The organism is Plantactinospora sp. A48, assembly GCF_055793945.1.
In genome coordinates, this window is sequence record NZ_JBTIXF010000041.1 from 1 (window position 1) to 18,316 (window position 18,316).

The window sequence follows — 18,316 nt, forward strand, 5'->3', positions numbered from 1 at the left end:
GGGGTGGGGGTGGGGGTGGGGGTGGGGGTGGGGGTGGGGGGTCAGGCGGGGTGGGGGCCGCGGCCGGCTTCGTAGGGGCGACCGCGCAGGCCACCCGTACGCCGGTAGGAGAGCGAAGCCGCGGTCCGACCGCCACCACCGGCCGCCGCCGCGGGCAGGTCGGAGCGGTCCAGGCCCATCGCCGCCCGGCGGACCGCCTCACGTTGGGCCGCCAGCCGGCGCTGCGCCTCCCGGCGGGCGGCGGCCCGCCGGGCCTGCTCACGACGCACCTCGGCCTGCCGGGCGGCCAACCACGCGGCCTCCCGGGCCTCGATCCGCCGCCGGCGCCGGGCCGTGATCGCGTGGTGGCGCAGCCGGATGACGTACGCGCCCAAGAACGCGCCGGTGACCGCGAAGCCGATCCAGAAACCGGGGCCGACCACGATCACCCCGATCAGCTCGACCAGGTTGAGCAGCAGCAGCGCGGCGAAGACCCGGCGTCGCCGGTAGACCGCCGGGGTGTGCCGGCGCGGGATCGGCCGGCGCGGCCGGTTGGTCGCCGAGACCGCGCGCAGGCGACGACCGGACCGGCCGACCGAGCGGGACGCCGAGCCCCGACCCGAGGACGAGCCGTCGGCGGACGAGCCCGCACCACGACCAGCACCCAGGGCCGACCCACGGCCAGCCCCGGCCGAGGTCGAGTTGGCGGGAAGCACCGAACCCGCCGAACCCGCCCGGTCAGTCGGGCGGTCCCGGAGCGCGGTACCGTTCCGACCGGACCGGCCCGTGGCGGCGCCGGACGGGCCGTCGGCGTGGGCCGCGCCAGCGGGGGCCCCGGACACCGGCCTGACCACGAGCTGGCGGGCCGGGTTGACGGGCCGCCGGCCTGGTACGGTGCGCAGTCGGCGTCGCCGTTCGAGCACCCGGGCCGTCGACTGGGCCCGCTCCGCCACCAACCGCTCGGTCGCGTCGTACCGGCGGACGAGGGCCGGCGCCAGTGCCAGCAGGCCGGCAGCGGCGAGGACGGCGAGGAGCACCGACGTCGGCACCCGCACTCCTCCCGTAGCCGCCGGACGACCGACTACCCGAAGGATTTTCGGGCGATGGCCGCAAATGGTGAAGATCATGCGGTCTACAGCGCGCTACCGCACGTCCAGTTACCCCAGGTTACGGGCGGTCAACCAGCCCGGCTCGACGCCGCGCCGGGCGGTTGACTCATGAACGAGTCAGGAAGCGGTGGCCCGGAGCCGGTGCCAGCGGGCCAGCAGGCCCCCCTCGGCCGCGACGTCTTCGCTGGTGAGGGCGTATCCAAGGTGGTCGCGCCAGGCCCGGTCGATATGCATGTAACGCGGGTGGTACGCCTCCTCGCGGAAGCCCAGCTTTTCCACGACACGCCGTGAAGGCCGGTTTTCGGGGCGAATGTTCACTTCGATGCGATGCAACCCGCTGGCGAACGCGTGGTCCACCGCCAGCGCGAGCGCCGTGGGCATGAGACCGCGCCCGGCGACCCGCGCGTCCACCCAGTAGCCCGCGTACGCGGAGCAGAACGCGCGGCGAACGATGTTGCCCAGGTTCAGGTGACCGACCAGCCGCTCCTGGCCGTCCTCGCGCAGGCACAGCGCGAACGGCATCCCCTCACCCCGCCGCGCGGACCGGCGCTGGTCGGCGTGGACATAGCGGAAGGCGGACGGCGAGTTCAACTCGTACCAACTGCCCGGCGGGGTGGACTCCCAGGGCGCCAGCCACGCTTCGTTGGCGCGCCGCACCTCCGACCAGGCCGCGGCGTCGGACCGGCGGTACGGCCGCAGCACCACCGGGCCGTCGGAGAGCACCACGGGCCAGCCCGGGACCGGCTGGAACATCACCGGCGCCGATCCAACAGCAGCACGTCCACGGTGGAGCCCGCGGCGGCGGTGGTGACCCGCTCGCCCAGCACCAGCAGCCCGTTCGCGTCAGCGAGCCCGCTGAGCGTGTGCGGGCCACCGCGCAACGGCTGCACCGTGTACCCGCCGCCGCGCCGCTCGGCGACGTGGGCCGGCCGGAACTCGCGCAGCCCGGCCGGGGACGAGACGGTCTCCAGCAGATGCGCCCGGGCACTCGGCCGGAACACCGGCTCGGCGCCGGCGAGCAGCTGGATGGCGGGCCTGGCCAACACCTCGAAGCCGATCAACGCGGCGCCAGGGTCACCGGGAAGACACACGACCGGTACCTCCTCGGCACCGACGGTACCGAAGCCGAGCGCCGTGCCGGGATAGAGGGCCACCTCGGTGAAGGTGACCGGTCCGGCCCGGCTGCCGTCCCGGCGGGACAGGATGCGCCGCACCATGTCGCCGGGACCCGTACCGGTGCCGCCGGTCGTGATGATCAGGTCGGCCCGCAGGGTCTGGTCCTCGAGGAGCCCGCGCAACCCCTCCGGGTCGTCGTCGCAGATGCCCACCCGGTACGCCAGGGCGCCCACCTCGGCGGCGGCGGCCGTCAGGGCGTGCGAGTTGGTGTCCACCACCTGACCCGGCTGGCTCGGCCGGCCCACGTCGACCAGCTCGTCACCGGTCGCCACGATCACCACGCGCGGACTGGGCCGGACCACGACATGCCCGAGACCGGTGGCGGCGAAGATCGCCACGAGGGCCGGTGAGACGTACGATCCGGCGCGGGCCAGCAACTCGCCGGCCGCCACCTCCTCGCCGGCCCGGCGTACCCCGTAGCCGCGCTTGGGCACCCGGTAGATCTCCACGGCCGCCATGCCCTGGTCGGTCCACTCCACCGGCACCACCACGTCCGCGGTGCTGGGCAGCGGCGAGCCGGCGGCGACCGAGAAACACGCGCCGGGCGTCAACCGGACCGGCCGCCAACTGGCCGCGCCCAGGTCACCGACCACATTGAGCCGGACGGGACGCGATCCACCGGCCCGACCGGCCCCGGGCAGCGGCCCGGCGGCCGGGGCGTACCCGGCGCCCCGGGCCAGCGACAGGTCTTCCCAGCGCGCGGCGTACCCGTCGATCGCCGCCTGGTCGAACGCCGGGAAGGCGTGCGGCGCCAGGACGTCCTCGGCGAGCGTGTTGCCGTACGCCTGGGTGAGGTCGAGGTCGAGCGGAGGCAGCGCCCGGAGCCTGCGCAGCACGCTGCCCAGGTACTCCGCGAGCGGCGTCAGCTCGTTTGCGGCCGCCTCGGCGTCGGCCGTGGCTGTCATGTACCGGACCCGCCCCCCGGGAAGCCCGCCCGCACGAACTCGCCGAGCCAGGCACGGAACTCAGCGCCCAGGTCGTCGCGCTCGCAGGCGAGCTGGACCACTGTCTGGAGGTAGCCCAACGGCATGCCGGTGTCGTAGCGGGTGCCGCGGTAGACGATCGCGTGTACCGGGGTCCCCTCCTTGCGTAGCAGGTCCATCGCGTCGGTGAGCTGGATCTCGCCGCCGCTGCCCGGCTCGGTCCGCCGGATCGCGTCGAAGATGACGCCCGGCAGCACGTACCGGCCGAGCACCGCCAGGTTGCTCGGCGCGTCCTCCGGCTGCGGCTTCTCCACCAGGCCGGTCACCTCGACCACCTCGCCGATGTCGGCGAACTCCGAGCCGGTCCGCTCGACCGACGCGATGCCGTACCGCTTGGTCTCGGCGGGCGGCACCTCGAAGAAGGCCAGCACGACGCCGCCGGTACGGGACTGGAGCTCCAGCATGGCCGGTAGGAGTGGTTCGGCCAGGTTGACGAACTCGTCGCCGAGCAGGACCGCGAACGGCGCGTCGCCGACGTGCGATTCGGCGTACCCGATCGCGTGACCGAGACCGAGCTGCTCGGGCTGCCGGCAGGTGTAGATCTCGGCCAGCTCGCTGGGCCGGCGGACGGCGGCCAGCCGCTCGGCGTCGCCCTTCTCCGCGAGCCGGGCCTCCAGGTCGAGGCGCCTGTCGAAGTGGTCCACCATCGACGTCTTGCCCCGGCCGGTGATCAGCAGTACGTCGTTGATGCCCGCGTTCGCGGCCTCCTCGACGATGTACTGCAACACCGGCCGGTCGACCACCGGCAGGAGTTCCTTCGGCACGGCCTTGGTCGCGGGTAGGAACCGGGTAGCCAGACCGGCGGCCGGGATGACGGCCTTCACCGCTCGCCGGCCGGCGGACGGAATGGTCGTCGTTGCTGGGGTCGCTGAATCCTCCGACATGTCGCGAGACTATCGGCCACGGCCCTGACGTGGCGGGTGTGGCCCGGAAGACGCGCCGCTGGCACCCGCGCCCGCGCGTGGCGGATCATCGTCCGCCCGGCCCGCGTCCGTCGGCCCGACATGGCCGTTGACCAGCGGTCGGTGCCCGGCCACCGCCACCCGGTAGGTGTCCCGGCCGGCCGCCTTGGCAAGGTACAGCGCGTCATCGGCCGCGTCGAGCACGAGCTGGCCGGTGGTCGCATGATCCGGATACACGGCGATTCCTATCGATACGCTGATCGTGATGAGCAACGGCGGGGCTGGCGTGCCGACCACCCCTGGCCCACCGACCACCCCCGCTCCGCTGACCACCCCCGGTCCACCGGCCGCCCCCGCTCCGCCAGCCATCCCCGGCCCACCGACCGCTCCGGGCCCACCGCTCGGAAGCGTGACCGGGGTGGACCGGATGGCGGCGCCGAGCCGTTCGGCGGCCCGAACCGCCCCCCGGGCGTCCGTCTCGGGCAGCAGCACCACGAACTCCTCGCCGCCCTGGCGGAAGGCCAGATCGACCTCCCGGACCACCGCCCGGATCCGCCGGGCGAACTCCACCAGCACCGCGTCCCCGGCGGCATGCCCGTACGTGTCGTTGACGTCCTTGAACCGGTCCAGGTCCAACACCAGCACGCTGAGCATCCGGCCGAACCGGCTGGCCCGTTCCACCTCCCGACGGATCGACTCCTTCAGATAGCGGTAGTTCCACAACCCGGTCAGCGGATCGGTCAGGGACAACCGCTGGGCCTCCTCGTGCACCCGGACGTTGTCCACGGCTATCGCCGCGTGCCGGGCGAACGACCGGAGCGTGACCAGGTCCGCGTCGTCGAACTCGTCGGCGCCGAGCCGGTCGTACAGCGCCAGCACGCCCAGCGCGACCGGTGGGGTCGTACCGCCGAGGGTGATCGCGGCCCAGGCGGCGGCCGTACTGGTCGGCCCCTCGCCGGGCGATCCGGGCGCGGCGAACGGCACCGCCACATAGGTGGAGCAGCGCGGTTCCTCCGGGGCGAGCACCGGGCCGTCCCGGCGGACCCGGCCGCGCCGGGGCTCGCCGGTCGCGGCCACCCGCCCGAGCAGGCCACGACCGAGCGGGATCCGGATCCGGGACGGGTCGTGGGCCGGACCGCCGGGCCGGGTGGCGGGCACGGGCAACCCCTGGGCGCACTGCCCGACCAGCATCCCGGTCAGGTCGTCGACCAGCAGCACGATCCCGGCCCGGGCCCCGCTGGCGGCCAGCGCGCTGTCCAGGATCACCCGCAGGATCCGTTCCAGGTCATGCGTGCTGGCCAGGGTGTCGCCGAGCACCGCCAGGTTTCCCCGGAGCTGGTCCCGGCTCGTGGTCAGCGCCTGCACATAGGACTGGGTTTCCCGGGTCATCCGGTTGATGGTGGCGGCCAGCCGGCCCACCTCGTCCGGTCCGCGCACCGGAACCCGGACCGTGAGGTCGCCCTCGGCCACCCGCTCGACGCCGTGGGCCAGTTCGGCCAGCGGCCGGGTGGTGGACCGGGCCAGTCGCCACGCGGCCACCAGGGCCAGCCCGCCGGCGAGCAGCACGGCGACCGTGAGCAGCGCGTACGCCCCGACCGGCCGGTCGGGGCGGATGGACAGGACCAGCGGGAGCGGCTGGCCGGGTGCCGGCCCGACCCGCCGGACGTACCGGCCGTCGTCGGCGCGGACGACGGTGTCCCCCTCGATCCGCCGCGCGGCCGCCAGCACGGCTTCCCGTACCGTGGGCTGCTCGGTGCTGCGCGCGGCGGTCGCCCCACCGGGCCCACCGTCGGATCCGTCGCCGGACGCACCGTCGGCGAGCGTCACGGCCGCCCCGGTGACCGCGGCGAGCCGGGTCACGAAGGGCTCGTCCACCGGCGCGGCGGTCCAGACCGCGCCGATCCGGGCGCCGTCCGCGCCCCGCAGCTCGCTGCGCACCGCGAGAGCGTACGCCGCGGCACCGGAGGGCAGCGGCGTACCGCACTCGGCCCATGGTGCGGCCGGGGCGTTCGGGGTCTGGAACTCGACGTCGTCGCCCGGACCGGTGAGCCGGACGGCGGCGGCCAGCCCGCGCCCGACCACCTGGGTGGCGGCACCGACCCGGGCCGCCGGCTCGGCCGCCAGGGCGACCGCGTCGGCCGCCGCCCGCAGTTGCTGACACAGCGCGCCCACCGAGGTCCGGGTCACGGTGGCGGCCAGGTCGAGCCGTTCCTGGGACCGTCGGGCATCGACGGCGCCCAGCGTGGTGCCGGCGAAGACCGCGCCGAGCAACACCGGTCCGAGCACGACCGCGAGAAACGCGGTGGTCAACCGTCGGCGCAGCGTCACTCGTCCCCCCGGAGATTCCGCACCCGTAGCTGCGATGCTGACACAGCCCGATCGGTTAACCCGACTGGACATCGGAGAGTTGCGTGCCGGATTTTTCGGATGAAGCGGAAGCGCTGGACAGCGCCAAGAACGAGTTGCGGCACGCGGTGCTCACCCGCCGCCGGGCACTGCCCGCGCCGGCCCGCACCCGGGCCGCCGGGCTCGTGCTGGCCGAGCTGACCGCGCTGGTACGCCGGCTGCGTCCACGGGTGGTCACCGGGTACGTCCCGGTGGGGACCGAACCCGGGGGGCCCGAACTGCCCGCGGCACTGGCCGGCGCGACCACCCGGGTGGGGCTGCTGTTGCCGGTGTTGCGACCGGACCTGGATCTGGACTGGGCCGCCTACACCGGGCCGGCCGACCTGCACGCAGCCGGACGGGGAATGCGGGAGCCGGCCGGCCCCCGGCTGGGCACCGAGGCGATCATCGGGGCGGGGCTGGTGGTGGTCCCCGCGCTCGCCGTGGACGGCACCGGTGCCCGGCTCGGTCGGGGTGGCGGCTCCTACGACCGGGCGCTGGCCCGGGTCGCTCCCGGCGTGCCGGTGGTGGCGCTGCTGCACGACGGCGAGTTGGTGGCCGAGGTGCCGGCGCTGCCGCACGACGTGCGGGTCGACGCGGTGATCACCCCGACCGGCGGGACCCGGTGGCTCCGCCCGGAATGACCCACATCACCTTGTCCCCTACCCTGGCCATACCGGGACGGGCGTACGGACCGACTGTCTGGCTGCCCACGTCCGCTGGACGGAACCGGGTCCGATGACGCACCATTGGCACTCGAATGCGTTGAGTGCCAATGAACGGCATCCGGCGTCAACCGACCGCAAGATCCGGAGGGGACCGTGCCCACGTACCAGTACGCCTGCACAGCGTGCGGCCACCAGCTCGAGGCGGTGCAATCCTTCGCCGACGAGCCGTTGACCGAGTGCCCGTCGTGCGAGGGCCGGTTGCGTAAGGTCTTCAACTCGGTCGGGATCGTCTTCAAGGGCTCCGGGTTCTACCGGACCGATTCCCGATCGAACGGCTCCGACAAGCCGGCCCCGGCGACGAAGCCGGCAGACTCGTCCGGCGCCAAGAGCGATTCCTCGGCCAGCGGCTCGGGTGGCTCCGGTTCCGGCTCCAGCGACTCCTCGACGGGCGGCGCCTCGACGGCCAAGCCGGCCGCCGCCACAAGCGGCGGCGGTTCAGCCGCCAGCTCCGGCACCAAGCCCGCGACCACCAGCGCCTGACCCGGCCATGGCCGACCGGGGTCGGCACCTACCAGTGCGGCGGGCGCTCGGCGTACAGCCGGTCGTCGTTGGAGTCGGAGCGCTCGCCCCAGCCCCGGTCGGTGTCGTCCGACGACTGCTCGGGTAGCAGCACATGATCGTCGTCACCCAGCTCAACCGCGCGGTCGGCGTCCGTACCCGAGGCGCGCGGGTCGTTCAGCATGTCCACGACGGCAAGGGTACGCGCGGACCGGCGCGACCGGCCGGTGCGGGCCGGCGTTGGTAGCGTCGGACGCCGTGACCACGAACAGCGACCCGGACCCGGATGCGGCCTGGCGGCGGCCATCGGACGAATCGGCGACCCCCGGCCCCGGCGAGCCGGACCACGCGGGCCCGACCGAGCCGGGGAACCCGATCGAGCCGGGGAACCCAGCCGACCCGGGGAACCTGACCGAACAGCGGAACCCGACCGAACAACGGAACCCGGCCGAACAGCGGAACCCGGCCGAACAGCGGAACCGGGGTCCGGTCGAGCCGGGAAACGCGGGCTCCGCCGGACCGGTCGCCGCCCCGCCAGCCCCCACCGGGCTCCATGATCCGTGGCGGTCCGGCGGCTCCGGCTACCAGGGGCCGCCGGCCAGCACGCCACCGCCGGCCGGATGGCGGCCGCCCGTACACGTGGAAGCCGCGCCCCCCCGGCAGCTGCCACCGCAGGACCCGACGGCGCTGGACGCCGAGGAGCGGAGCGCGCGGACCCTCACCACCGGCGTGGCCCTGATGGCGACCGCCATCATCGTCGTGGTGGTCTGCCTGCTCTGCTCCCGGATCCTGTTCTGACTCCGAGGTGCGGCGGTACGACGCCGGTCAGGCGCAACCGGCCCGGGTCGGCGGTACGATGCCGGCCGAGGTGTCCGGAACGTGCCCTACAGGACGCCCTGCCAGACCGCCTGGGCGCCGGAGTCCCCGGTCAGGTACACGTAGGCCGCGGCCAGTATCCCGCACCCGACGACGAGTCCGGACAGCGTCCACCGCACCCACCTGGACAGCCCCGTGGCCCGGGGGTGCCGGCTGGTCGCCGCCAGCAGCAGGCCGGTGGAGACCGCCAACCCGACGGTCCACCAGAACAGCGTGTCGGCGTACTCCGAATGCTCCTGGACCTTGGCCAGCACGTCGGGGCCGTAGCCCTTGGCGACGAGGATCTCCTGCAACTGCTCGCCGGACTCCTTGGCCAGGTAGACGGCGACCACGGCGGCCACCGAGAGTACGGCGGCCAGCCAGCCCACCCGGGGGCGGAACCGGGGCACCAGGGCGTAGGCGACCGCGGCCAGCACCAGCAGCGGAACGGTCACCACGGCCGCGTGTACCAGCAGCGCGTGGGCCGGCAGGCCCGCGATCTCCCTGAACACCAGTACCTCCCGGTCTAGGACGGACAGCGTACGACGGGTCCGCGTCCGCTGTCCGACCACACGCACGGTGGCTGGCCCTGGTTCACCGGTCATGTGGCCGTGGCCACCCCGGAATCTCGGAGCTGAACCAGATTCGTCGATCCGTGCTCCAATTGGAGAATGTCCAGCGAAGAACTGCTCCGGACCCGGGGACTGCGGGTCACCCGTCCCCGGCTGGCCGTGCTGGACGTACTGGCCGAGGGCGGGCACCTGGAGGTCGACGAGATCGCCCGCCGGGTGCGCCAGCGGTTGGATTCCGTCTCCACCCAGGCGGTGTACGACGTCCTCGGCGCGCTGTCCCGGGCTGGCCTGTCGCGCCGGATCGAACCGGCCGGCAGCCCCGCGCGGTACGAGGCCCGAGCGGGCGACAACCACCACCACATCGTCTGCCGTGGCTGCGGCCTGATCAGCGATGTCGACTGCGTTCGGGGCAGCGCGCCATGCCTCGATCCGTCGTCCGGTCATGGCTTCGAGCTGGACGAAGCGGAGATCACCTTCTGGGGTCTGTGCCCGGACTGTCAGGCCCGCCGGGCAGACGACTGACCCGACCCACCGGTGGGCGTGGCACTCTTGGTTGGTGGATCGCGACGATCTCGGCCTGTTCGGCCCCGGCTCGGTCACCTGGCGGGTACATCAGGAACCGGTGCTGCTGGTCGCCGGCCTCCGTTCGCTCTATCTCCAGGCGCTGCACCCACGGGCCATGGCCGGGGTGGCGCAGAACAGCGACTACCGGGCGGACCCGTGGGGCCGGCTGATGCGGACCGCCACCTACGTGGCCACGACGATCTACGGCACCACCGCCGAGGCCGAGGCGGCCGGGCGACGGTTGCGCGCCCTTCACGCCCGGATGCGGGCCCGCGACCCGATCACCGGTGCGGAGTTCCGGATCGACGAGCCGGACCTGCTCCGCTGGGTACACGTGACCGAGGTGGAGTCGTTCGTCGAGACCGCCCGTCGAGCCGGCGTGGGGCTGAGCGACGCCGAGGTCGACGCCTACCACACGGAGCAGCGCCGGGCCGCCGCGCTGGTGGGCCTCGATCCGGACACGGTGCCCGGTACGGCGGCCGAGGTGGCGGAGTACTACCGGGGGATCCGCCCCGAGTTGCGGCTCACCCGCGAGGCCGCCGAGACAGGCTTCTTCCTGACCGCTCCCCCGGCGCCCCGGAACCTCAGCCTGCCGCTACGGCTCGGACTCGACCTCGGGCCGGCCCGGCTGGCGTACCTCGGGGTCGCCGGCACCGCTTTCGGCCTGTTGCCGGCGTGGGCCCGGCGGCTGTACGGCGTGCCGGGCCTACCCACCACCGACCTGTCCGCCGGGCTGGGCATCCGCGGCCTGCGGCTGGCGCTCAACGCCATCCCCCGCCGGCTCGTGGAGGGCCCGATCTATCAGGCCGCGATGGCGAGGGCGGCCCGACACCCGACCTAGCGTCTTCAAGCCCCTGGCCGGCCTGGGTCGGGGCTCAGGCGGCGCCTGGACTCCGCCCCGGCTCGGCCGAGTACCTTGACGCTCGGCCCTGGCCGCTCACCGGCCCGGCTCGGCGGGCGGGCCGAGCGTCCGGTCGAGCGCGGCCCACGGCTCAGCCCCCGGCAGTCGGCTGCCGTCCGGGCAGCTGCGACGATAGTCACACCAGGTACACAGCGCCCCCGGGCGGGTCGGGAACGCCTCGTCGGGGTCACCGCCGTCGGCCACCGCCCGCTCGGCCGCGACGATGTCCCGGGCGGTGTCCTCGGCCCGGCTGACCTGCCGGGCCAGCGACTCCGGGGTGTGCTCGTGCGCCGCCACCGTGCCGGTGGGCAGGTGATGCAGCTCGACCCGGCGGCAGGGCCGGCGGAACACCCGCTCGGCCGCGTAGGCGTAGAGGGCCAACGCCGCGGACCCGCGCGCGTCGTCGGCGTCCAGTCCGGACCGGCCGGTCTTGTAGTCGACGATCACCGCCTCCGGGCCGGACGGCCCGGATCGACCGTCGATCCGGTCGGCCCGGCCGTTGAAGGCCAGCACGGCGGTCTTCGCGGCCACCACCCGCTCGACGCCGAGCGGGTCGGCGTCCGGGTCGAGAGTGGCCACGTAGGACTCCAGCCAGGCCAGCGCCCGCTGGTAGGCCAGCCGCTCCTGGTCGGCGTCCCGGTAGCCCTCACCGACCCAGGTGCCGCGCAGCAGCCGGGGCAGGGCCTCGGGTCGCCGGTCCGCCACCGGGAGCGCGAACCAGTTGCGCAACGTCGTGTGAACGCTGGCGCCGAGCGAATTGTGCGCCCACGCCGGGCCCTTCGGTGGTGCCGGTCGGTCGAGGTAGCCGTACCGGTAGCGGCGGGGACAGTCCGTGTACGTGCCGAGCTTGCTCGGCGTACACACGAAGAGCCGCTCGGGCATGCCCGCGAAACCCAACTGCTCGGGTTCGGCCCGGGGTCGCGGGGCACGCCCGCCGGTCGAGGAGGATCGTCGCACGCACAGATCCTGCCATCGGGCACCGACAGCGCCCCGGACCCGTTCAGCGCGAGTCGAGGGCCGTTCAGCGCGAGTCGAGGTAGAGGGTGACGAAGGAGCCGACGGCGTCGGCGATGAGCTGGACCGCGATGGCGGCCAGCAACAGACCGGCGATCCGGGTGAGCACCTCGATGCCGCCGGGCCGCAGCACCTTGACGATCACTCCGGAGAACCGCAGCACCAGCCACACCGCGATCATGACGGCCACGATCGCCGCGCCGATCTCCAGATAGTCGACGGGGCCGTCGGCCCGCTGGACGAACAGCATGGTCGCCACGATCGCGCCGGGACCGGCGAGCAGCGGCGTACCGAGCGGCACCAGGGCGATGTTGGCGGTGACCTGCTGGCCGGGGTCGTCGGCCTTGCCGGTCAGCAGTTCGAGGGCCACCAGGACCAGCAGCAGCCCGCCCGCCGCCTGCAGGGCGGGCAGCGAGACGTGCAGGTACGCCAGGAGCGTCTGGCCGGCCACGGCGAACACGACGATCACGCCGAGGGCCAGCGCCACCGCCTGCCAGGCGGCGCGATTGCGTTCCCGGGCCGGCAGCGGGCCGGTCAGGGCGAGGAAGATCGGCATCATGCCCGGCGGGTCGGTGATGACCAGCAGGGTCACGAACACCTCGCCGAACAGCTTGACATCCACCTGATCACGGTATCGGCGCTGCTCGGCGGCCCGACGCGGATCACCCGGAAGCGACCCCGGTCACCCCGCCGGCCGCCGCGACCAGTCGTTCGTACGCCTCCCCCGACGTGGTGAAGGCACCCAGCGTGACGCTCTTGTGGCTACCGTGGAAGTCCGAGGAGCCGGTGACCAACAGGCCGAGCTCACCGGCCAGGGCCCGGATCTCGGCGCGCTCGGTGGGCGAGTGGTCCTCGTGATCGGCCTCCAACCCGACGAGGCCGGCGGCGGCGAGTTCGGCGATCATCCGGTCCGGCACCACCCGGCCACGACGGGTGGCCCGGGGATGGGCGAAGACCGGTACGCCGCCGGCGCGCCGGACCAGCGAGACCGCCCGGAAGACATCGATCTCGTCCTTCGGCAGCCCGTACCGTCCGCCCAGCCAGTCCCGGCCGAACGCCTCGGTGGTGGAGCTGACCAGGCCGGCCCGGATCAACGCCTGCGCGATGTGCGGCCGGCCGACCGTGCCACCGGCGGCACCGGCCAGCACCTCGGGCCAGCTGATGTCGTGGCCGTCGGCGCGGAGCAGGTCCACGATGCGCTCACCGCGCAGTTCGCGGGCGGCGCGTACCCGGTGCAGTTCGGCCGCGAGTTCCGGCTCGGTCGGGTCGAACAGGTAGGCCAGCAGGTGCAGCGGTGTCGCCGGCCGGGACCCGAACCATCGGCAGGACAGTTCGGCGCCGCGTACCAGATCGAGCCCGGCCGGCAACGCGGCGACCGCCTCCGCCCAGCCGGCGGTGGTGTCGTGGTCGGTGATCGCCACGACGTCCAGGCCGGCCCGCGCCGCCGCGGCGACCAGTTCCGTCGGGGTCAGCGTGCCGTCGCTGGCGGTGGAGTGGGCGTGCAGGTCGATCCGGGGTCCCGGACCGGAGGGTCCGGGACCGACCGGGTCCGCGGGTGTCCCACCGTCGTCGGTCGTCATTGGCCCGCCGGGCTGGGACTGTCGCTCGCTCCCGTGGAGACCCGAACGTCCGCCGGCACCGGCCCGGTGACCAGCACGGCTCGCGGGTCCGTCGTACCGTCCGCCATCGTCAGCAGGTCGGCGCTGCCGCCGGCCGTCACCCGCGCGGCGGCCACCACCACGACGCAGCCCTGGTCGTCCAGGTGGACGGCGGTTTCGGCGCCGGCCCAGTCGGGCTCGGTCCGCAGGGCCGGACCGGCCGTCCACGCCGACGCACCCTGGGTCGTCAGGTTCACCAGTACGGCCGTGTCCGGTGCGTCGGCCGGGTCGGACGTGGCGCCGGACGTCCCGGTGCCGGCCGGAGCGGCGTTGGCCAGCAGCCACCGGCCGTCCGGGGAGACCGACCCGGGGCCGGCCCGCAGCCGGGTGCGGCAGTCGGTGCGCATCGTGTCCAGTCCCTGGTTGAGATCGAGTATGCCCAGGCAGGGCGCGCCGGCGCCGTCCCGGACCGCCGCCACGACGCTGCGGCCGTCCGGAAGCAGGCCGTACACGCTCACCGGTGCCGCCTGCCAGGGCGACCGGCGGCCGTTGGCCGGCCACCACAACCGGAAGCCGGCCGGTTGGGTCCGGTGCAGCAGCACCGCGTCGCCGAGAAACCCGACGGGCTCGGCACCCGTCTCCTCACTGATCGAGGTCGGCGTGTCGACTCCCTCGGACCGCAGGCCGGCCCGGTACACCCGCCCGTCGGCCCGCCAGGCCACCCACTGGCCGTCGGGCGCCAGGGCCATGGCGGTCAGGTCGCCGAGCAGCCGCTGGGTCCCGCCCGAGGAACTGCCGGACCAGAGTGTGTACCGGCCGGTCGCGCTGGTCACCAGCAGCCAACCCGTCGGGGTACGCCGGGCCGCCGTCACCGGCGCGGTGAGCCCGAAGTTGACCCGTCCGCCCACGCTGACCAGCGCGTGTCCGCTGATCAGTTCGACCTCCGCCGGGGTTCCGGGGGCCAGCAGCGGGCCGTCCGTCGCGGTGAGGCCGGGCAGCACGCCGTCAGCGGAGTCGGGCGACCCGTCCAGCACGATCACCGCGTGTTCGGGGCCCGGTGCGGTGCCCACCTGGACGACCCCGGCGCTCACCAGCACGGTCGCCAGAGCGGCCGACGCGATTCCGCCGGTGGTCCGCAGCCGACGGATCCGCCGGCCGCGCCGGATCGCCACGCTCGCCGGATCCGACGGGGACGGCGGGACGGCGACCCGCTGGGACAACAGGTCCCGCAGGGTCCGTTCGAGTTCGTCCTGCCTCACGGTGTGAAGACGCCGCCAACCGGGGTGAAGGTTGCCGGCCGGGCAGGTCGTCGGCGCCGGGGCGGAACCATGTCACGCCTCCAACCCGGCCGCCGGAACGGCCGGTACCGGGGCTACCGGCCGGACGTGCTCGGCCGGCAGCGGCTGCGCCGGCACGATCGACGGCGGCGCGGCCGACCGCGCCGCCGCACCCGAGGACGGCGTGACCGACCGTTCCGGTACGCCTGACGGCGGCGTGACCGATCGTCCCGGTACGCCCGAGGACGGCGCCGGGCGGGCCCGCGGGACGGGTGCGCGCGTCGTGCTCGCCGGGCGGCGGGCGGGGTTCGGTGGCGCGAGCGGTCCGGTGGTGCCGAGTGCGTCCTGGATCCGTTCGGCCTCGTTCTCGGCGGCCAGCCGGCGACGCAGGGCGGCCAACGCCCGCGAGGTCTGGCTCTTGACCGTGCCGGTGGAGATGTCGAGCAGTTCCGCCGTCTGCGCCTCGGACAGGTCCTCGTAGAACCGGAGGACCAGCACGGCCCGCTGCCGGGCCGGCAGCGCCTGGACGTGCCGCCAGAGGACGTCCCGCTCCAGCTGCTCGTCGACCCGGTCCCGGACCGGCTGCTCGGGCAGCACCTCGGTGGGTCGCTCGCCGTGCCAGCGTCGCCGCCACCAGCTGGTCGAGGTGTTCACCAGGACCCGCCGGGCGTACGGCTCGACCGCCTCGATGCCGCCCAGTCGCTTCCAGGCCAGGTACGTCTTGGTCAGCGCGGTCTGCAACAGGTCTTCGGCGGTGGCCCAGTCCCCGGCGAGCAGGTAGGCGGTGCGCAGCAGCGCGCCGGAGCGCGCCGCGACGAACTCGCGGAACTCGTCCTCCAAGGCATCGCTGGGTCCCACCGACCGTCCTTCCGTCCCCGTGCCAACCGAGGCTGCCACAGCGGCGTCGGAAGGTCCATGGCGATCGGGTGCGAAATCGTCGATGTTCGGACACAACCGCGCACGGTTCCATCCGTCCGGCGAGCCCGGCTCACCCGCGCTGCCGGCGTCCGCCCGGCCCGCTGGACCGGCCCCGGCGGGCCGGTGGCTTCGCGCGGGCCGATCAGGCCCCGTCCTCCGCCTTCGCCTCGTCGGCCTCCTTGCCCAGCCGCGCCTCGACGGCCTGCGGCTCGTACATCTCCTCGACCACCCGCAGATACAGCTCGTTCGGGTTGGGCAGGTGCTTCACCTCACGCAGCGCCTGCTCCTGGCCGGCCGACTCCAACACGAACGTTCCGTAGTTCAGCGTGCGGCCCAGCGGCGACTGCTCATATTTCATGTCCGTGACCCGGGCCAGCGGCATCATCGCGACCTGCCGGGTCACGATGCCGTTGACCACCATGACCCGCTTGTTGGTCAGGATGAAACGGTCGTAATACCAGTCGGCGACCCGCCAGGCTACCCAGCCGATCACGGCGAACCAGAGGATCACGGCCACAGTGGTCAGCGCGCCGATGTCCCGGCCGGCGAGGAACCCGGAGAGGTAGCCCAGCACGAACGTGGCCAGGATCCCGACCAGGAGCGGGGTGGTCAGGTGGATCCAGTGCCGCTTCCACTCGCCGCGGTACCGCTCGGTCGGGAAGAGGTAGCGGGCGACCAGCGGTGTGGGCTCGTCCTCCAGCGGGAGGACCCGACGGGTGCCCAACGGCATGCCGGAGGCGTCGACCCGCAGGCCGGCGAGTTCGTCCTCGGTGATCCGTGGTTGGTCGCGGTGGCCCTCCGGATCCCGGTAACCCTCGTCCTGGATCCAGGGGTTCGGGCCGGCCGGCCCATACGGTGAGCGGTCCGGATAGGAGGGACCGGCCGGATAGCCGGAGCCACCCGTCGGCGGACCGCCGACGGGTTCGTCGTCCGGGCGCACCCGAGGGATCGGTTCGGTGTCACGCTCGCGCCGACGTCGGTCCTCGTCGTCGGGTTCGGGGGGTGGCGGACCGGGAGGGCTCGTCATCGGGCACTACGCGACGAGGTTGCTGAAGAACTCGCCGAAACCCGAGGCGATGTCCACGAGGCCACCGCCGAGTGACTTGAAGACGTCGGCCGCCGAGTTAGGTCGGAACGCGACGAAGAAGATGAGAAATGCGACCCCTAGCCAGGTGAGCACCTTCTTGACCATGATGGGTCATCCCCCTCCGTGCGGCTCCGTACCCGCACCGCATCGATACTGAGAGTGTTAGCCATACGCCTTACAGTGATACAGACTATCCATCCACTTCGGCGTCGGCGCAAGCCCCGGATCAGGCCTTGCCGTGCAGATATGGACTGGGTGCGCCGTACACGAGCTCGGGTGGCATCCACTCAACGAGGTCCTGTAGGACGACCTCGTCGGCGAGGAGATAACCCGCGCTCGCCGGCCAGGTTATCGCATAGAGCCACATTCCCCGAGCTTCACCGACGTAGGCGCTCCGATCTGTCGGAGATCGAACGGACCACAGTGGAGTCGGATGACCGCCCGCGCGGATCTTCGCGTGCGCCGCGAGCTCCTCGTGCCCCGGTGGCGGTTGGTTCATCACGTCGGCCAGTTCCGAGCCGGGGTCCAGACCCGACAGGCCGGCGAACCGGTTGCCGAGGCCCACGCCGGGCTCCTCGGCCACCAGGACCAGATCGGCCGGACCGCCGCCGAGCGGCGCCGGGCCGCTGCACGCGATCGCGCCGGCCCGGACCCCGGTCCGCTCGTCGCCGGCCCACGCCACCCCGGTCACCGTCCACCCTGCCGGCAGCGGCCACGGGCTCCACAGCGGCACCGGGAACCGGCCCGGCTGCGGCGGCGTGACGGCGATCCGCTCCGCCGCCGCCGCGATGATCTCCGTGCCGACGTGTTCCGCCGTGTGCAGCGGGGGGACCGGGCCACAGCTCGGGCACCGCCAGTCGGTGTGCATGAGGTCCGGCTCGCGGACCGAACCACCGCAGCGGGGACAACTCACCGAAACACTCATGACCCCCACGCTTCCGGTACTCGCCGCCGACGTCAACCGAACCGGCCCTTTTGGTCATCTTCCGGCAGCACCGCCGAGCCGGAGGTTTCACCGCCGGCACCGCCGGGATCGGCAGGTCGCGGCAGGTTCGGCAGCGGGTCGGAACCGGCGGGACCGGCGGCTCGGAGAAACTGGCGGGTCGACGGTCGACGGGATCGGTGGGACGGTGGGTTCGGCTCAACCCTCGGGTGGAGCGCCGGCGTGGGCCCGGATCCACGCGTGCATGGCGATACCGCTGGCCACCCCCGCGTTGATCGAACGGGTCGAGCCGTACTGGGCGATCGAGAAGAGCTCGTCGCAGGCCCACCGGGCCGCCTCCGACAGGCCGGGGCCCTCCTGGCCGAACAGCAGCACGCAGCGCCGGGGCAGCGTGACGGACTCCATGGCCCGCGCCCCGGGCAGGTTGTCGATGCCCACCAGCGGCAACCGGTCCGCACGAGCCCACGCCACCAGCTCGTCGACCGTCTCATGGTGTCGCACGTGCTGGTACCGGTCGGTCACCATCGCGCCCCGACGGTTCCACCGGCGGCGGCCGACGATGTGCACCTCGGCGGCGAGGAACGCGTTGGCGTTCCGGACGACCGTTCCGATGTTGAAGTCGTGCTGCCAGTTCTCGATCGCCACATGGAACGGGTGCCGGCGCTGGTCGAGATCCGCGACGATGGCCTCGCGGCGCCAGTAGCGGTACCGGTCGACCACGTTGCGCCGGTCGCCGGCGGCGAGCAGCTCGGGGTCGTACCGCGGGTCGGTCGGCGGTACGCCGGGCCACGGGCCGACCCCCACCTCCGCCTGCTCAGCGTCCACGA

21 protein-coding genes are annotated in these 18,316 nt (G+C 73.7%); 5 read left to right on the plus strand and 16 right to left on the minus strand.

Annotated elements, in window-relative coordinates:
* Positions 1 to 41: 41 nt before the first annotated feature.
* The 5 genes from ACXN5W_RS20120 to ACXN5W_RS20140 all read right to left on the minus strand — a co-directional run bounded on the left by ACXN5W_RS20120 (position 42) and on the right by ACXN5W_RS20140 (position 6,477).
* Positions 42 to 1,034 (minus strand): divisome protein SepX/GlpR, encoded by a 993-nt coding sequence (locus ACXN5W_RS20120; protein WP_473159881.1) that lies wholly within the window; start codon positions 1,032 to 1,034, stop codon positions 42 to 44.
* Between the two features lie 171 nt (positions 1,035 to 1,205).
* A complete protein-coding gene (locus ACXN5W_RS20125) occupies positions 1,206 to 1,841 on the minus strand; it encodes a GNAT family N-acetyltransferase (RefSeq protein WP_473159882.1) in 636 nt (211 codons plus the stop codon).
* Positions 1,841 to 3,169: a molybdopterin molybdotransferase MoeA gene (locus ACXN5W_RS20130; RefSeq protein WP_473159883.1), complete on the minus strand. Its 1,329-nt coding sequence runs from the start codon at positions 3,167 to 3,169 to the stop codon at positions 1,841 to 1,843. The genes ACXN5W_RS20125 and ACXN5W_RS20130 overlap by 1 nt, the downstream gene beginning before the upstream one ends.
* Positions 3,166 to 4,131: a UTP--glucose-1-phosphate uridylyltransferase gene (locus ACXN5W_RS20135; RefSeq protein ID WP_473159884.1), complete on the minus strand. Its 966-nt coding sequence runs from the start codon at positions 4,129 to 4,131 to the stop codon at positions 3,166 to 3,168. Before ACXN5W_RS20135 ends, ACXN5W_RS20130 begins: the two co-directional genes overlap by 4 nt.
* Before the next feature lie 9 nt (positions 4,132 to 4,140).
* Positions 4,141 to 6,477 carry a diguanylate cyclase gene (locus tag ACXN5W_RS20140; RefSeq protein ID WP_473159885.1) on the minus strand — a complete coding sequence of 779 codons (2,337 nt, stop codon included), beginning with the start codon at positions 6,475 to 6,477 and terminating at the stop codon, positions 4,141 to 4,143.
* A gap of 83 nt (positions 6,478 to 6,560) precedes the next feature.
* On the opposite strand from ACXN5W_RS20140, the gene ACXN5W_RS20145 reads away from it, so the two are divergent.
* Together ACXN5W_RS20145 and ACXN5W_RS20150 are read left to right on the plus strand one after the other, a co-directional pair.
* Positions 6,561 to 7,178: a 5-formyltetrahydrofolate cyclo-ligase gene (locus ACXN5W_RS20145; RefSeq protein ID WP_473159886.1), complete on the plus strand. Its 618-nt coding sequence runs from the start codon at positions 6,561 to 6,563 to the stop codon at positions 7,176 to 7,178.
* A 177-nt stretch (positions 7,179 to 7,355) separates the two neighbouring features.
* Entirely contained in the window at positions 7,356 to 7,742 is a 387-nt protein-coding gene (locus ACXN5W_RS20150; RefSeq protein WP_473159887.1) for an FmdB family zinc ribbon protein, read from the plus strand.
* A gap of 28 nt (positions 7,743 to 7,770) precedes the next feature.
* Here ACXN5W_RS20150 and ACXN5W_RS20155 read toward each other — a convergent pair whose 3' ends face one another.
* Positions 7,771 to 7,950: a hypothetical protein gene (locus tag ACXN5W_RS20155; protein WP_473159938.1), complete on the minus strand. Its 180-nt coding sequence runs from the start codon at positions 7,948 to 7,950 to the stop codon at positions 7,771 to 7,773.
* 68 nt (positions 7,951 to 8,018) lie between these two features.
* Here ACXN5W_RS20155 and ACXN5W_RS20160 point away from each other — a divergent pair, with 68 nt between their 5' ends.
* Positions 8,019 to 8,558 carry a hypothetical protein gene (locus tag ACXN5W_RS20160; protein ID WP_473159888.1) on the plus strand — a complete coding sequence of 180 codons (540 nt, stop codon included), beginning with the start codon at positions 8,019 to 8,021 and terminating at the stop codon, positions 8,556 to 8,558.
* Positions 8,559 to 8,644: 86 nt separating this feature from the next.
* Here ACXN5W_RS20160 and ACXN5W_RS20165 read toward each other — a convergent pair whose 3' ends face one another.
* Entirely contained in the window at positions 8,645 to 9,127 is a 483-nt protein-coding gene (locus ACXN5W_RS20165; RefSeq protein WP_473159889.1) for a DUF2231 domain-containing protein, read from the minus strand.
* Between the two features lie 159 nt (positions 9,128 to 9,286).
* Between ACXN5W_RS20165 and ACXN5W_RS20170 the strand changes: the two genes are divergently transcribed.
* Complete coding sequence (locus ACXN5W_RS20170) at positions 9,287 to 9,709, plus strand: Fur family transcriptional regulator (protein WP_473159890.1); 423 nt, start codon at positions 9,287 to 9,289, stop codon at positions 9,707 to 9,709.
* A gap of 34 nt (positions 9,710 to 9,743) precedes the next feature.
* Complete coding sequence (locus ACXN5W_RS20175) at positions 9,744 to 10,592, plus strand: oxygenase MpaB family protein (RefSeq protein WP_473159891.1); 849 nt, start codon at positions 9,744 to 9,746, stop codon at positions 10,590 to 10,592.
* A gap of 96 nt (positions 10,593 to 10,688) precedes the next feature.
* On the opposite strand, the gene ACXN5W_RS20180 is transcribed toward ACXN5W_RS20175, so the two are convergent.
* The 9 genes from ACXN5W_RS20180 to ACXN5W_RS20220 all read right to left on the minus strand — a co-directional run bounded on the left by ACXN5W_RS20180 (position 10,689) and on the right by ACXN5W_RS20220 (position 18,314).
* The gene (locus ACXN5W_RS20180; protein WP_473159933.1) at positions 10,689 to 11,534 is read right to left on the minus strand and encodes a RecB family exonuclease; all 846 of its coding nucleotides are present in this window, start codon (positions 11,532 to 11,534) and stop codon (positions 10,689 to 10,691) included.
* A gap of 139 nt (positions 11,535 to 11,673) precedes the next feature.
* Positions 11,674 to 12,288 (minus strand): MarC family protein, encoded by a 615-nt coding sequence (locus tag ACXN5W_RS20185; protein ID WP_473159892.1) that lies wholly within the window; start codon positions 12,286 to 12,288, stop codon positions 11,674 to 11,676.
* A 40-nt stretch (positions 12,289 to 12,328) separates the two neighbouring features.
* Complete coding sequence (locus ACXN5W_RS20190; protein ID WP_473159893.1) at positions 12,329 to 13,246, minus strand: PHP domain-containing protein; 918 nt, start codon at positions 13,244 to 13,246, stop codon at positions 12,329 to 12,331.
* Positions 13,243 to 14,523: a hypothetical protein gene (locus ACXN5W_RS20195; RefSeq protein ID WP_473159894.1), complete on the minus strand. Its 1,281-nt coding sequence runs from the start codon at positions 14,521 to 14,523 to the stop codon at positions 13,243 to 13,245. Before ACXN5W_RS20195 ends, ACXN5W_RS20190 begins: the two co-directional genes overlap by 4 nt.
* A gap of 72 nt (positions 14,524 to 14,595) precedes the next feature.
* Positions 14,596 to 15,399: a SigE family RNA polymerase sigma factor gene (locus tag ACXN5W_RS20200; protein ID WP_473159895.1), complete on the minus strand. Its 804-nt coding sequence runs from the start codon at positions 15,397 to 15,399 to the stop codon at positions 14,596 to 14,598.
* A gap of 202 nt (positions 15,400 to 15,601) precedes the next feature.
* The gene (locus ACXN5W_RS20205; protein WP_473159896.1) at positions 15,602 to 16,486 is read right to left on the minus strand and encodes a PH domain-containing protein; all 885 of its coding nucleotides are present in this window, start codon (positions 16,484 to 16,486) and stop codon (positions 15,602 to 15,604) included.
* A gap of 6 nt (positions 16,487 to 16,492) precedes the next feature.
* Entirely contained in the window at positions 16,493 to 16,651 is a 159-nt protein-coding gene (locus ACXN5W_RS20210) for a hypothetical protein (protein WP_198348085.1), read from the minus strand.
* Positions 16,652 to 16,772: 121 nt separating this feature from the next.
* Complete coding sequence (locus tag ACXN5W_RS20215) at positions 16,773 to 17,471, minus strand: DUF6758 family protein (protein WP_473159897.1); 699 nt, start codon at positions 17,469 to 17,471, stop codon at positions 16,773 to 16,775.
* Positions 17,472 to 17,687: 216 nt separating this feature from the next.
* Positions 17,688 to 18,314 (minus strand): TrmH family RNA methyltransferase, encoded by a 627-nt coding sequence (locus tag ACXN5W_RS20220; protein ID WP_473159898.1) that lies wholly within the window; start codon positions 18,312 to 18,314, stop codon positions 17,688 to 17,690.
* Positions 18,315 to 18,316: the final 2 nt, after the last annotated feature.

Coding starts and splice junctions, on each gene's coding strand:
- ACXN5W_RS20125 (WP_473159882.1), bottom strand. CDS start 1,841: ATGTTCCAGCCGGTCCCGGGCTGGCCCGTGGTGCTCTCCGACGGCCCG.
- ACXN5W_RS20135 (WP_473159884.1), bottom strand. CDS start 4,131: ATGTCGGAGGATTCAGCGACCCCAGCAACGACGACCATTCCGTCCGCC.
- ACXN5W_RS20210 (WP_198348085.1), bottom strand. CDS start 16,651: ATGGTCAAGAAGGTGCTCACCTGGCTAGGGGTCGCATTTCTCATCTTC.
- ACXN5W_RS20180 (WP_473159933.1), bottom strand. CDS start 11,534: ATGCCCGAGCGGCTCTTCGTGTGTACGCCGAGCAAGCTCGGCACGTAC.
- ACXN5W_RS20205 (WP_473159896.1), bottom strand. CDS start 16,486: ATGACGAGCCCTCCCGGTCCGCCACCCCCCGAACCCGACGACGAGGAC.
- ACXN5W_RS20215 (WP_473159897.1), bottom strand. CDS start 17,471: ATGAGTGTTTCGGTGAGTTGTCCCCGCTGCGGTGGTTCGGTCCGCGAG.
- ACXN5W_RS20170 (WP_473159890.1), top strand. CDS start 9,287: ATGTCCAGCGAAGAACTGCTCCGGACCCGGGGACTGCGGGTCACCCGT.
- ACXN5W_RS20130 (WP_473159883.1), bottom strand. CDS start 3,169: ATGACAGCCACGGCCGACGCCGAGGCGGCCGCAAACGAGCTGACGCCG.
- ACXN5W_RS20190 (WP_473159893.1), bottom strand. CDS start 13,246: ATGACGACCGACGACGGTGGGACACCCGCGGACCCGGTCGGTCCCGGA.